This is a genomic window from Kitasatospora sp. NPDC088742 (genome assembly GCF_055584905.1).
Genome location: NZ_JBVJLD010000029.1, coordinates 95,282 through 108,522, shown reverse-complemented (window position 1 = coordinate 108,522; position 13,241 = coordinate 95,282). Strand labels below are relative to the sequence as shown.

At 72.0% G+C, this 13,241-nt stretch carries 14 protein-coding genes and 1 pseudogene; 11 read left to right on the top strand and 4 right to left on the bottom strand.

What is annotated here, in order from left to right:
• Together ACZ6ZR_RS22865 and ACZ6ZR_RS22860 are read left to right on the top strand one after the other, a co-directional pair.
• Positions 1-409: CGNR zinc finger domain-containing protein (locus tag ACZ6ZR_RS22865; RefSeq protein WP_465645056.1), on the top strand; the 409-nt coding region annotated here is incomplete at its 5' end.
• Positions 410-434: 25 nt separating this feature from the next.
• Entirely contained in the window at positions 435-1,082 is a 648-nt protein-coding gene (locus ACZ6ZR_RS22860; protein WP_465645054.1) for a phosphotransferase, read from the top strand.
• A 13-nt stretch (positions 1,083-1,095) separates the two neighbouring features.
• On the opposite strand, the gene ACZ6ZR_RS22855 is transcribed toward ACZ6ZR_RS22860, so the two are convergent.
• Genes ACZ6ZR_RS22855 through ACZ6ZR_RS22840 form a run of 4 tightly spaced genes read right to left on the bottom strand, consistent with a single transcriptional unit; the run spans position 1,096 to position 3,901 of the window.
• On the bottom strand, positions 1,096-1,671 hold the full coding sequence (locus ACZ6ZR_RS22855; protein ID WP_465645052.1) for an NADAR family protein: 576 nt from the start codon (positions 1,669-1,671) through the stop codon (positions 1,096-1,098).
• Positions 1,672-1,722: 51 nt separating this feature from the next.
• Positions 1,723-2,121, bottom strand: a complete 399-nt coding sequence (locus ACZ6ZR_RS22850) for a type II toxin-antitoxin system VapC family toxin (RefSeq protein ID WP_465645050.1) — start codon at positions 2,119-2,121, stop codon at positions 1,723-1,725.
• Positions 2,118-2,411 carry a type II toxin-antitoxin system Phd/YefM family antitoxin gene (locus ACZ6ZR_RS22845; protein ID WP_465645048.1) on the bottom strand — a complete coding sequence of 98 codons (294 nt, stop codon included), beginning with the start codon at positions 2,409-2,411 and terminating at the stop codon, positions 2,118-2,120. Before ACZ6ZR_RS22845 ends, ACZ6ZR_RS22850 begins: the two co-directional genes overlap by 4 nt.
• Positions 2,412-2,464: 53 nt before the next feature.
• A complete protein-coding gene (locus ACZ6ZR_RS22840; protein WP_465645046.1) occupies positions 2,465-3,901 on the bottom strand; it encodes an MFS transporter in 1,437 nt (478 codons plus the stop codon).
• A 96-nt stretch (positions 3,902-3,997) separates the two neighbouring features.
• Between ACZ6ZR_RS22840 and ACZ6ZR_RS22835 the strand changes: the two genes are divergently transcribed.
• The 9 genes and pseudogenes from ACZ6ZR_RS22835 to ACZ6ZR_RS22795 all read left to right on the top strand — a co-directional run.
• The gene (locus ACZ6ZR_RS22835; protein WP_465645044.1) at positions 3,998-4,885 is read left to right on the top strand and encodes a helix-turn-helix transcriptional regulator; all 888 of its coding nucleotides are present in this window, start codon (positions 3,998-4,000) and stop codon (positions 4,883-4,885) included.
• Entirely contained in the window at positions 4,882-6,036 is a 1,155-nt protein-coding gene (gene dusB / locus ACZ6ZR_RS22830) for a tRNA dihydrouridine synthase DusB (protein WP_465645042.1), read from the top strand. The genes ACZ6ZR_RS22835 and dusB overlap by 4 nt, the downstream gene beginning before the upstream one ends.
• 562 nt (positions 6,037-6,598) lie before the next feature.
• Positions 6,599-9,307 carry a pyruvate, phosphate dikinase gene (ppdK, locus tag ACZ6ZR_RS22825; protein WP_465645040.1) on the top strand — a complete coding sequence of 903 codons (2,709 nt, stop codon included), beginning with the start codon at positions 6,599-6,601 and terminating at the stop codon, positions 9,305-9,307.
• A 193-nt stretch (positions 9,308-9,500) separates the two neighbouring features.
• A complete protein-coding gene (locus ACZ6ZR_RS22820) occupies positions 9,501-9,950 on the top strand; it encodes a guanyl-specific ribonuclease (RefSeq protein WP_465645038.1) in 450 nt (149 codons plus the stop codon).
• A 68-nt stretch (positions 9,951-10,018) separates the two neighbouring features.
• The gene (locus tag ACZ6ZR_RS22815; RefSeq protein ID WP_465645036.1) at positions 10,019-10,483 is read left to right on the top strand and encodes a hypothetical protein; all 465 of its coding nucleotides are present in this window, start codon (positions 10,019-10,021) and stop codon (positions 10,481-10,483) included.
• Complete coding sequence (locus ACZ6ZR_RS22810; RefSeq protein WP_465645034.1) at positions 10,480-10,788, top strand: transcriptional regulator; 309 nt, start codon at positions 10,480-10,482, stop codon at positions 10,786-10,788. The genes ACZ6ZR_RS22815 and ACZ6ZR_RS22810 overlap by 4 nt, the downstream gene beginning before the upstream one ends.
• A gap of 80 nt (positions 10,789-10,868) precedes the next feature.
• Positions 10,869-12,146, top strand: a complete 1,278-nt coding sequence (locus ACZ6ZR_RS22805) for a phospholipase D-like domain-containing protein (protein WP_465645032.1) — start codon at positions 10,869-10,871, stop codon at positions 12,144-12,146.
• A gap of 52 nt (positions 12,147-12,198) precedes the next feature.
• On the top strand, positions 12,199-13,032 hold the full coding sequence (locus ACZ6ZR_RS22800; RefSeq protein WP_465645030.1) for an alpha/beta fold hydrolase: 834 nt from the start codon (positions 12,199-12,201) through the stop codon (positions 13,030-13,032).
• A gap of 27 nt (positions 13,033-13,059) precedes the next feature.
• Positions 13,060-13,241 (top strand): annotated as a pseudogene (locus ACZ6ZR_RS22795) (ADP-ribosylglycohydrolase family protein); the annotation flags it as partial.

Sequence of the window (13,241 nt, the reverse complement as noted above, 5' to 3'; positions counted from 1 at the left end):
GGTCGACCAGCCGATGGCCGCCGACGCCGAGGACCTGGCGCACGCCGTCCGGCTCCGCGAGACGATCTTCCGGCTGGCGAGCGCCGCGGCCGCCTCCGCACCGTACGGTGCCACCGACCGCCGCCTGCTCAATCGTCAGGCAGACGGACCGGGACTACGTCAGGAACTCCGCCCCGACGGCACCCTCCACCGCACCGGCACCGCCGAGGCCCTGCTCGCCACCCTGGCCCGCTCCGCCCAGCGCCTGCTCGCCCTGCCGCTCGCCGCCCAGGTCAAGGAGTGCGCCGCCGAGACCTGCAACCGCCTCTACGTCGACCACTCCCGCAAGGGGGCGCGGCGCTGGTGCGACATGACCCGCTGCGGCAACCGCGCCAAGGCCGCCTCCTTCCGGGTGCGGCACCTGGCCTGACGCGGCGTCGGGTACCTTCGTCCGCATGATGACGGGGGAACTGATCGGCACCGGGCGGACGGCGGACGTGTTCGCCCTGGACGAGGACCGGGTGCTGCGGCGCTACCGCGACGGCGCGGACGCCACGGGTGAGGCGGCGTTGATGGCCTACCTGGCCGGTCACGGCTACCCCGTGCCGCAGGTCCGGCCCGGGGCGGACCGCTCCGAGCTGGTGCTCCAGCGGCTGACCGGGCCGACCATGCTGGAGGCCCTGATGGCGGGTGGACTCACCGGTGAGGAGGCCGGCGAGATCCTGGCCGCCCTGTTGCTGCGGCTGCACGAGGTCCCGTCCCGGGGCGGGGGCGCGGACCGGGTCCTGCACCTCGACCTCCACCCGGGGAACGTCTTCCTCACCCCCGACGGTCCGGTGGTGATCGACTGGGACACCGCCCAGGAGGGCCCGCCCGGACTGGACACCGCGATGGCCGCCCTGATCCTGGCCCAGGCGGCCCTCAGCATGCCGGCCGCCGCCGACCTCGCCCGGACCGCGCTCCCGGCCCTGGTCCGCCGGCTCGGCGGCACCGACGGAATGCTGCTCGCCGAGGCCAGGGCCCGGCGGGCCGCCAACCCGACGCTCTCGCCGGCGGAGGTGGCCGTCCTGGACGAGGCGGTGGCGCTGATCCTGGCTTCCTAGCGCGGGTGCGGCGCTAGGCGGCGGCCAGGCGGGCGCGGGCCTCCATCAGGGCGAAGCCGAGGAGGTTGAGGCCGCGCCAGTCGGCGGGGCGGGCGGCGCGGTCGTCGTCGGCCGGGAGGCCGATGCCCCAGATCCGGTCCAGCGGGCTGGCCTCCACCAGGACGCGGCCGGCGGTCCCGAGGAGGTAGGTGCGCAGCGCCTCGTCCTGGCCGAACTTGGCGACGTTCCCCTCGACCACCAGCTCGAAGCGTTCGGCGTCCCAGCGGTCGCCGTCGAAGTCGCCGACCATCCGGCCGAACTTCTTCGCCTCCGCCGCGGACTGGGCAGACAGGATCCGGGCGAGCATCTCCTCGTCCCCGAACATCCGGGCCTTCCCCGCCATCATCCAGTGCTCCGCCGACCCGTAGCGGACCCCGTCCACCTCGAACGCCCCCGGCCACCACTGGCTCAGCGCCCCGGCCCCGATCCGCCTGTCCCGCTCCGGCCGGTGCCCCCAGAAGAACAGGTACTTCGGCCGCGCCCCGGCCGCCACCAGAGCGGCCAGCTCCTCGCGGTCACGGGTGTCGATGGGCAGCTGAGGTGTCGTCATGGACCGATCCTCGCACCTGTTCCGCGCGGCTGACCAGCGGTTTTGCCGACGTCAGGCCGGACTCACCACGGGAAGTCCTCGGTCCGCCGCGGCGGTCGCCAAGCGCTTGTCGTAGGTGACGAAGGCGGTGAGAGCGTGCTCCAGGTGCTCGGCGCTGGCCAGGTGGATCGCGTCCAGGCTGCGCAGGTGCTGCCCGGGGAGCAGGCGGGCCGAGCGGAGGACGGGATCGGAGAGCCGGACCCGGAGCAGGCGGTCGAGGGCGTCCTCCGCCGCTTCGAAGAGGTACGGGGGCGCCGCTACCCGCTGAAGTGCCCTCGGTACCTCGACCTGGGCCAGGGCGCTGGTGGCGTGACCCTCCGCGCCCCGGGCGGAGAGGAAGGTGCGCAGTGCGGGGGACTCGGCCTCCGGCACGATCAGCTTGAGCAGCGCGCACGAGTCGAGGTAGATCACCTCTCCTCTTCCTCCTCCCGCATCGCGGCCAGTGCGGCGCTGGGGGAGGCCAGGCCTTCCGCCGCCGGGGGCTCCCAGTGGGCGAGGCCGGTGGCGGTGGCCGCGTTCTCCGGGTCGATGGTCCCGTCACGGACCAGGTCCTCCAGGACCCGCTGCTCCGGGTCGGGCGGGGAGAGCACCGCGATCAGCCGCCCGTTCCGGGTGATCTCGATCCGCTCTCCGGCCGCGACCCGGTCCATCAGCTCACTGGCGTGCTGCTGGAGCTGACGGATCGGAACTCTGGCTGTCATACGACTCACGGTAGGACGATCCGTGCGTCGTTCGCGAGGTTCGTGCGTCGCAATCACCCGATCGAGCGGGGAAGGCCCAGGCTCAGGGCGAAGATGGTGGCGGAGCCGGCGGTCTGGATGGCCAGGATGACGGCGAGGGCGGGGAGGGCGCCGAGGGTGGGGGCGAGGGAGAGGTAGAGGGTGCCGAGGGCGGCGACGCCGAGGGCGAGGCTGGACTGCTGGGCGGTGGCGAGGACGCCGCTGCCGGTGCCGGCCCGGGCGGTGGGGACCTTGGTGAGGACGACGCGGAAGAGCGGGGTGCCGATCAGGCCCTGGCCGATGCCGGCGAGGGCGACGCCGGGGAGCATGCGGAGCGGGGAGAGGCCGGCGAGCAGGGCGGTGGAGGCGAGGGTGGCGAGGCCGAGGGCCTGGAGGGCGGCGCCGGTGGTGATCACGCGGGAGCCGTACCGGCCGATCAGGCGGGGCGAGGCGAGCGAGGCGGTGAAGTAGCCGACCGCCATCGGGACCAGGGCCCAGCCCGCCGCCACCGGGTCGAGGTGGAGCGACTGCTGGAGCAGGACGGCCACCACGAACATGAAGCCGCCGAAGCCGGTGAAGTAGGGGAGCGCGATGCCGAGCCCGCGCCGCATCTCGGGGATCCGCACCAGGGAGAGCGGGAGGAGCGGATCGCCGCCCCGCGCCTCCAGCCGCCGCTCGGTGGCGAGGAAGGCCCACAGCAGGAAGGGGAAGGCGGCCAGCGACAGCCAGGACCAGAGCGGCCAGCCGAGCGCGCGGCCCTCCATCAGCGGGACGAAGAGGGAGAGCAGCGAGAGGGAGAGCAGCAGGGTGCCGGGCAGGTCGATCCGGGCGGCCCGCTCGGCGCGGTTCTCCGGGACGTGGCGGAGCGCCAGCAGGGCGGTGGCCACGGCGAACGGGACGTTCAGCAGGAAGACCGAGCGCCAGCCGGTGCCGAGCACGTCGGCCGAGACCAGGAAGCCGCCGAGCACCTGGCCGATCACCACCGAGATCCCGCCGACCGCGCCGTAGACGGAGAGCGCCTTGGCCCGCCGGGCGCCGTCGGTGGCGGCGGTGATGGTGGCCAGCACCTGGGGGAGCAGCACCGCGGCCGCCGCACCCTGGAGCACCCGGCCCGCGACCAGCGCCCAGGCCGAGGGCGCGATGCCGCACAGCAGCGAGGCCAGCGCGAAGCCGAGCGAGCCGGCGACGAACAGCCGCCGCCGGCCGAGCGCGTCGCCGAGCCGTCCGCCGAGCACCAGCAGGACGGCGAAGGCGATGCCGTACCCGGCGGCGATCAGCTCCAGCACGGCGGGCCCGGCCGCGAGGTCGTGCTCGATGGTGGGGAGCGCGACGTTGACGATGAAGAAGTCGAGCATCGGGAGGAAGGCGCCGAGCAGGACGGTGGCCAGTCCGGCGGTGGAGAGGCCGAGGCGGCCGGTGGGCCGGGCGGCGGCGAGCTGTTGAGGGTGCGTCAGTTGCTGGGTCACGTCCATCAGAGTGCCGCGTGCCGCAGCCTGGTACCAGATGCTCCTTATCCTGGTACCAGCACCACCTGGCAACGGGACCTCCCACCCGTCATCCTGGTACCCATGACCACGACCACCACAGCCGCCCGCACCGAGCTGGCCGCCTTCCTGCGCAGCCGCCGGGAGCGGATCGCCCCTGAGCAGGTCGGCCTCCCGGCCGTCGGCCGCCGCCGCACCCCGGGCCTGCGCCGGGAGGAGGTCGCCCAGCTCTCCGCCGTGGGGGTCACCTGGTACACGTGGCTCGAACAGGGGAGGGACATCCAGGTGTCGGGCCAGGTGCTGGACGCGGTGGCCCGGGCGCTGATGCTGGACCGCAGTGAGCGGGCCCACCTGTTCGCGCTGGCGGGTAGCGAGGACCCGGTGGCGCAGCCGGCCTGCCACATGGTCACCCCGGCGATCCAGCTGCTGCTGGACCAGGTGGATCCGTATCCGGCCGCGGTGGTGAACAGCCGTTACGACGTCCTGGCGTACAACCGGGCCTACACCTGGCTGGCCGGCGACCTCGAAGCGCTGCCGTTCGAGGAGCGGAACCTGATGTGGCTGGCCTTCACCGAGAGCGTCTTCGGCTCCCGGCTGGTGGACAGCCGCACCGGCCGCCGCTCGATGGTGGCCCGCTTCCGCGCGGCGATGGCCGACCACACGGCCGAGCCGGCCTGGAAGGCGCTGCTGCACCGGATGCGCAGCTCCTCGCCGGAGTTCGACGAGCTCTGGCAGCAGCACGAGGTGTCCGCGCCGGGCGACGGCGAGAAGCGGTTCGTGCTCCCGGAGGAGGGGCTGCTCTCCTTCGCCTACACCAGCCTCTGGCTGGGCCCGCGCCCCAGCACCCGGCTGGTCACCTACACCCCGCTGGACGAGGAGACGGCCGCGAAGCTCGCCCGGCTGGGCGCTGCGCCGAGTGGGGGACAATGGGAAGTCCCGTCCGCCGAGCCCCGAGGAACCGTCGCGCCATGACCACCACTCCCGCTCCCGAGTTCAAGCCCCTGGACATCGGGCCGCTCCAGGTCTGGCCGCCCGTGGTGCTGGCACCGATGGCGGGGATCACCAACGCCCCCTTCCGCACCCTGTGCCGGGAGCAGAGCGGCGGCAAGGGCCTGTACGTCAGCGAGATGATCACCACCCGGGCGCTGGTCGAGCGGAACGCCAAGACCATGCAGCTGATCCACTTCGACCCGAGCGAGAAGCCGCGCTCGATCCAGCTCTACGGGGTGGACCCGGAGACGGTCGGCCGGGCGGCCAAGATGATCTCGGCCGAGGGGCTGGCCGACCACATCGACCTCAACTTCGGCTGCCCGGTGCCCAAGGTGACCCGCAAGGGCGGCGGCTCCGCGCTGCCGTACAAGCGGAACCTGCTGCGCGAGATCCTCAAGCAGGCGGTGGCCAACGCGGGTGACCTGCCGGTCACCATGAAGATGCGCAAGGGCATCGACGACGACCACCTCACCTTCCTGGACGCCGGCCGGATCGGGGCCGAGGAGGGCGTCTCGGCGATCGCGCTGCACGGCCGCACGGCCGCCCAGCACTACGGCGGCACCGCCGACTGGTCGGCCATCGCCCGGCTGCGCGAGTCCGTCCCGGACGAGGTGCCGGTGCTCGGCAACGGGGACATCTGGTCGGCTGACGACGCCGTCCGGATGATGCGGGAGACCGGCTGTGACGGCGTGGTGGTCGGCCGGGGGTGCCTGGGCCGGCCGTGGCTGTTCAAGGACCTGGTCTCGATCTTCGAGGGCGAGGTCGACTACGCCCGCCCCGCGTTCGCCGACGTGGCGAGCGCGATGGTCCGTCATGCCGAGCTGCTGGGCGAGTGGATGGGGGACGAGGCGCGCGGCGTGGTCGACTTCCGCAAGCACGTCGCCTGGTACACCAAGGGCTTCTCGGTCGGCTCGGAGCTGCGGGTGAAGCTCGCGATGTCGAGTTCACTGGCCGAACTCACCGAGACCCTCGCCCAGGTGGAGCAGAGCCAGCTCTGGCCGGAGAGCGCGGACGGACCGCGCGGACGGACCAGTGGCAACAACCGCGTGGTGCTGCCCGAGGGCTGGTTGGACGATCCGTACGACTGCGCCCTGCCCTCTGCGGACGCCGAATCGGACACCTCTGGCGGATGAGCACTACAGGGTGGCCAAATTGGCCGCTCTGGTGCACAGGCCGACGCGGACGAGCCCTCTTGGACATCCTGGCCAAGAGGGCTCCTTTGCGGCCGATTCCCGTGACGGTACGCACGGAACAGTCGACTCAAGGTGACGAAGTATCCGATCGGAGTACGCCCGTTGACTGAGATGCGCCCGTGACGCTGGCCACATACGGTGGCCACTGACGGTCGGTCAGGCCGCCGGACCGGCCCCGAGGGGGTGGATCGCTTCCCGAAGGGCCCGGGCGCCGGAACCGCCCGACTGGCCACAGGAAATCAAGCCGGGGCAACATCGTGGGCGATCCGCCGCTACGCTCCGTCCGGTTCAGGTGATCTTCGCGTTCGTTGCCTTCAAGACTTGAACACAAGCTAGCGTCAGCCGGACGATTTCAGCAACAGAGGTGAACGCCAGACCGGGCTTTCGATCTGTCGGGTCGTCAGGCTTCGGCGGGATCGGAGGGCCTGTCGACGGCGCGAAACCGCCTTCGAAATGGGTATGTTCTCCGGCGTCAGGGCAACCGTGTGCGAGGAGACCGACCGTGCCGTCGCAGCAGAAGTTCGTTTACTCCTTCACCGAAGGAAACAGGGACCTCAAGGACCTTCTTGGCGGGAAGGGTGCAAACCTCGCCGAGATGACCAACCTGGGCCTCCCCGTCCCTCCCGGCTTCACCATCACCACCGAGGCCTGCAAGGTCTTCCTGCAGACCGGCAGCGAGCCCTCCTCGCTGCACGAGGAGATCAGCGCCCACCTGGAGGCCCTTGAGGCCGAGATGGGCAAGAAGCTCGGCGACGCGGGCGACCCGCTGCTGGTCTCGGTCCGCTCCGGCGCCAAGTTCTCCATGCCCGGCATGATGGACACGGTCCTGAACATCGGCCTCTCCGACGTCTCGGTGCTCGGCCTGGTCGCGCAGTCCGGCAACGAGCGCTTCGCCTGGGACTCGTACCGCCGCCTGGTCCAGATGTTCGGCAAGACGGTGCTGGGCGTCGAGGGCGAGCTGTTCGAGGACGCGCTGGACGAGGCCAAGCACGCCAAGGGCACCCAGGACGACCTCGACCTGACCGCCGAGGACCTCAAGGCCCTGGTGGAGACCTTCAAGGGCATCGTCCTCAAGGAGACCGGCCGGGCCTTCCCGCAGGACCCGCGCGAGCAGATGGACCTGGCCGTGCACGCGGTCTTCCACTCCTGGAACGGTGACCGCGCCCGCCTGTACCGCCGGCAGGAGCGCATCCCGAACGACCTGGGCACCGCGGTCAACGTCTGCTCGATGGTCTTCGGCAACCTCGGCGAGGACTCCGGCACCGGTGTCGCCTTCACCCGCGACCCCTCCACCGGTGCGGTCGGCGTCTACGGCGACTACCTCTCCAACGCGCAGGGCGAGGACGTGGTGGCGGGCATCCGCAACACCCTCCCGCTCGCCGACCTGGAGGGGCTCGACAAGAAGTCGTACGACGAGCTGATGGCGATCATGCAGAAGCTCGAGAACCACTACCGCGACCTCTGCGACATCGAGTTCACCATCGAGCGCGGCAAGCTGTGGATGCTGCAGACCCGGGTCGGCAAGCGCACCGCCGCGGCCGCCTTCCGGATCGCCGTCCAGCTGGTCGACCAGGGCCTGATCGACCTGGACGAGGCGCTGCACCGGGTGAACGGCGCGCAGCTCTCCCAGCTGATGTTCCCCCGCTTCGCCCCCAACGCCGAGTCCAAGCAGGTCGCCTGGGGCATCGCCGCCTCGCCGGGCGCCGCGGTCGGCAAGGTGGTCTTCGACTCCTACACCGCCGTCAAGTGGTCCCGCTCCGGCGAGAAGGTCATCCTGGTCCGCCGGGAGACCAACCCGGACGACCTGGAGGGCATGATCGCGGCCGAGGGCATCCTCACCTCGCGCGGCGGTAAGACCTCGCACGCGGCCGTGGTGGCCCGCGGCATGGGCAAGACCTGTGTCTGCGGCGCCGAGGAGCTCGAGGTCGACACCAAGCGCCGCCGGATGGTCACCTCGGACGGCCTGGTGATCGAGGAGGGCGACCTGGTCTCGATCGACGGCGCCAACGGCCGGGTCTACCTCGGTGAGGTCCCGGTGCTCCCCTCCCCGGTGGTGGAGTACTTCGAGGGCACCCTGCACGCCGGCGCCGACGTCCAGGGCGGTCTGGTCCAGGCCGTGCACCGCCTGATGGCGCACGCCGACGTCCGCCGCCGCCTGGCCGTGCGCGCCAACGCCGACAACGCCGAGGACGCGAACCGCGCCCGCCGCTACGGCGCCCAGGGCATCGGCCTGTGCCGCACCGAGCACATGTTCCTCGGTGAGGAGCGCCGCAAGGAGGTCGAGCACCTGATCCTGGCGGACAACGACAAGGACCGTGAGCTCGCGCTCTCCACCCTGATGCCGCTGCAGAAGGGCGACTTCCTGGAGCTCTTCCAGTCGATGGACGGGCTCCCGGTGACGGTCCGTCTGCTGGACCCGCCGCTGCACGAGTTCCTCCCGGACATCACCGAGCTCTCGGTACGAGTAGCCCTCGCCGAGGCCCGCAAGGACCCGAACGAGAACGACCTGCGCCTGCTCCAGGCCGTGCACAAGCTGCACGAGCAGAACCCGATGCTGGGTCTGCGCGGCGTCCGCCTCGGCCTGGTCATCCCCGGCCTGTTCGGCATGCAGGTCCGGGCGATCGCCGAGGCCGCCGCCGAGCGCAAGCTGGCCGGCGGGGACCCGCGCCCCGAGGTGATGATCCCGCTGGTCGGCACCGTCCAGGAGCTGGAGCTGGTCCGCGACGAGTGCGAGCGGGTGCTCGCCGAGGTCGCCTCCTCCACCGGTGTCCAGCTGGACATCAAGCTGGGCACCATGATCGAGCTGCCCCGCGCCGCCCTGACGGCCGGTCAGATCGCCGAGGCCGCGGAGTTCTTCTCCTTCGGCACCAACGACCTGACCCAGACCGTCTGGGGCTTCTCCCGGGACGACGTGGAGGCCTCGTTCTTCACCGCGTACCTGGAGAAGGGCATCTTCGGCGTCAGCCCGTTCGAGACCATCGACCGCGACGGCGTCGGCTCGCTGGTCAAGAGCGCCGTCGAGGCCGGCCGGGCCACCCGCCCCGACCTCAAGCTCGGCGTCTGCGGCGAGCACGGCGGTGACCCGGACTCGGTGCACTTCTTCCACGAGGTGGGCCTGGACTACGTGTCCTGCTCCCCCTTCCGGATCCCGGTGGCGCGCCTGGAGGCAGGCCGCGCCGCCCTCGAGACTGCGGGCAGCGATTCGCGCTGACACGAATCAGCGCGGTCCCATCGCTGACCGCACCCCCTCCACTCCGACCAAGTTATGGAGGGGCGCACGGCGGAGCTCGGCGCAGGAGAGCCGCCGTGTGTAACAGCTGGGCCCGGTACGGACAATGGCGTCCGTGCCGGGCCCAGCGGCGTTTTGCGGGCCCGCTCCGGGAGCATCCCGGCAAGCTGGGGCCATGAAGCACCGTCACCACCTGCTGGCCGTCGCCCTGTTGCTCGCCCTCGCCCTCGCCCTCGCCCTCGCCCTCGCCGGCTGCGGCAAGTCGGCCGGACCCACCGCGAGCGCCCCCACTGCGAGCGCCCCCGCCGCGAGCCCCACCGGCTGGGTGCCGACCAGCGCCGCGTACCCGGACGTCTGCCGCTCCGCGCTGCCGCAGCAGGCCCGCGACACCCTGGGGCTGATCGCCAAGGGCGGGCCGTACCCGTACCGGAGCGACGGCATCGTGTTCGAGAACCGGGAGGGGCGGCTGCCCAGGGAGAAGGGCGAGTACTACCACGAGTACACCGTGGTCACCCCGGGCGCGCCGACCCGCGGGGCCCGACGGATCGTCACCGGTTCGGCGGGGCAGCAGTACTGGACGCCCGACCACTACGACACCTTCTCCGAGATCGACTCCCGCTGTTGAGCGAAAGTACTTTCCAATTGGGAAAGTAGATGCCACCATGGAAGCACTTGCCGAACCAAGGGGGAACCATGGACAAGCCGCTCACGCCTGCCGAAGCGCTCGAACTCGCCGGCCGCGCCACCGCCGCCGCCTCCCGCCCGGTGCCGCCGCCGGGCTGGTACGGCCCCGCGATCGGGGCGGTGTTCCTGGTGCAGGGGCTGGTGGTCGGCACCGCCATGCAGTTCGACCTGGAGTGGCTGATGATCGTCGGCTGCGCGATGGTCGGCCCGGTCGTCGGCGGGCTGGCCGGTGCGGTCAGCCGCCTCCAGGGGGTGGTCAACCGGCCCTCGCCGGCCGCCGCGAAGGTGGCCGTGCTCACCGCGCTGACGATCGCCGCGGTCGAGCTCGGGCTCGGCGGGTTCGGGTGGTGGGCCGGGCTGCCGATGCTGCTGGTCGGCGCCGTCGCCGGGGCGGCCGCCGGCGGGGTGTTCTGGCAGGTCATGCGCCGGGTCACCCGGCAGCTGCGCGGTGCGGTCCCGGAGGACGTCCGGTGACCGGGCTCGACCCCCAGCTGAACAACCCGACCAGGCTGACCGTGCTGGCCTTCCTGAGCGGCTGTCAGGAAGCCGAGTTCGGCGCCGTCCGGGACTACGCGCAGGTCTCCGACTCGGTGCTCAGCAAGACCGCCTCGGCGCTGGAGGAGGCCGGGTACGTGCGGGTCAAGAAGGGCTACGTCGGCAAGCGCCCACGCACCTGGCTGGCCGCCACCAAGGACGGGCGGACCGCGCTGGCCGGGCACCTGACGGCCCTTCAGGAACTGGCCGCCGCTGCCACCGAGGCCGCCGGAGCCGCAGGCTAGTGCCGTGCCCGGCAAGGTCTGCCCCGCACGGCACTAGAGTTCCCTCGCAAGATCGTTTTCATGAACGAGGGGGAAAAACCATGCGACTGCGTCGCACCACGACCGCCGCCGCCGCGCTGGCCCTGGGCGTCTCGCTGCTCGGCGCCCCGGGCGCGCTGGCCGGCACCACCGTGCCGCCGGCCGGGGACATCATCACGCCGACCGCGACCTTCAACGACCCGACCAGTGCGGAGCCGCTGCGGCAGGACGCGATCCGGGACCACCTGCTCTCGCTGATCAAGGCCACCCCGGCGGGCGAGGAGATCCGGGGCACCGTCTTCCAGTTCACCGACGGCCCGGCGCGCAACGCCCTGCTGGACGCGGCGAAGCGCGGCGTGAAGGTCAAGCTGGTGCTGGACGCGGAGTCGGCCGACACCGCCGGGGGCGGTGAGTTCGAGGCCCTGCTGAACGGCACCAGGAACGCGAGCGGGGCACTGACCCGCCCGGGGCTCGGCGGCGACCTGACGGCCGGCTCCTGGGTGATGACCTGTCCGCCGACCAGGGGCTGCATCGGCAGCCGGGACCTCGACACGGAGGACACCAGCCGCCCGATCAACCACAACAAGTTCTTCCTCTTCTCACGGGTCGGCCCCACCTCGAACGTGGTCTTCCAGACCTCGGCCAACCTGACCACCACCCAGCGCACGACTTACTTCAACAACGCCGTCACCCTGCCCGACGCCGCGCTGTACGCGAGTTACGCCGGGTACTTCGAGGACCTCAAGACGTACGGCAAGGCCGCCGCCGGCCTGGACGACTACCCGGTCACCAAGGAGACCGGGCCGTACACCGCGTACTTCTTCCCGCGCCGGGAGAGCACCTCCGACCTCAAGGACGTGACCACGGACCCCGTGGTGGCCGCGATCGACGACCTGGACTGCGCTGCCGGGAGCGGCCGCGTCCGGGTCGCGATGTACGCCTTCACCCGCCCGCCCGTCGCGGCGGCCCTGGCCAGGGCGCAGCGGAACGGCTGCCAGGTCGAGGTGCTGGCCACCGCGGAGACCACCGGGGCCAAGTCGACGCTCGGCACGGCGGTCCGCAACGCGCTGCAGGACGGTCAGGTGGCCCACTTCGCCGCCTGCTTCGGCCAGGCGGGCGACGGCCGGCGGCTCGCCATCCACTCGAAGTACATGCTGATCGAGGGCACGTTCCGGAAGACCGCCGGCAAGAAGATGGTCTTCACCGGTAGCCACAACTACACCTACCCGAACCTGCGCTCCAACGACGAGACCATGCTGAGCATCGACAGCCCGGTTCTGCACGACGCCTACCTGGCGAACTTCACCACGATGAAGGCCAACTCGATCTGCAACTCCTGACACCCGGTCAAACCGCTTTGCCCTCGGCGCCGGGGGCGGAGAGGATCGGTGCATGCCTACCTTCTCCGCCCCCGACGGCACCCTCCTGACGTACCACCAGGAGGGCACCGGGGCCCCGCTGCTCTGCCTGCCCGGCGGCCCGATGCGCGACTCCGCCTGCCTCGGCGGGCTCGGCGGCCTCGCCGCCCACCGCACCCTGTACCGCCTGGACCTGCGCGGCACCGGCGACTCCGCCGTCCCGGCCGACCCCGAGACCTACCGCTGCGACCGCCAGGTCGAGGACGTCGAGGCCTTCCGGGCCGCGCTCGGACTCGAGCGGGTGGACCTGCTGGCGCACTCGGCCGGCTCCGACCTGGCCGTGCTCTACGCCGCGCGGTACCCCGGGCGGGTCGCCCGTCTGGTGCTGGTCACCCCGGCGGCGGCCGCCGTCGACGTGCCGTTCACGGTGGAGGACCGTACCAAGGCCGCCGCGCTGCTGGCCGACGAGCCCTGGTACCCGCGGGCCGCCGCCGCGCTGGAGGACACCAAGCGCGGGATCTTCGACTTCGACGCCATCGCCCCGCTGATCTACGGCCGTTGGGGCGTGGCCGAGCAGGAGCACGTGGCCGAGCGGGCCGGTCAGATCCACCCGGAGGCCGCGCAGTCCTACTACCAGGAGGAGGCCTTCGACCCGGCCGCCACCCGGGCCGCGCTGGCCGCCCTGGAGGGGCCGGTGCTGGTGCTGGCGGGCGAGTTCGACGGCGGGCCGACCCCGGCCCGGGCCGCGGAGATCGCCGCCGCCTTCCCGAAGGGCGAGCAGGTGGTGCTGCCCGGCGTGGGGCACTTCCCGTGGATCGGCGAGCCGGGGCCGTTCGTCGAGGCCGTGGTGGACTTCCTGGACCGCTGAGCGCTCCGGCTGGCAGCATCGGGGGCAATGACCCCTTCCTACGACGCCCTGCTGGGCCTCAGCACGGGCGACTCCTTCGGCGCCCAGTTCTTCGTCCCCGACAACCGCGAGCACCTGACCCGACGTCAACTCCCGCCCGGCCCCTGGCCGTGGACGGACGACACCGAGATGGCCTGCTCGGTGCACGCGGCCCTGAGCGAGCGGGGTGA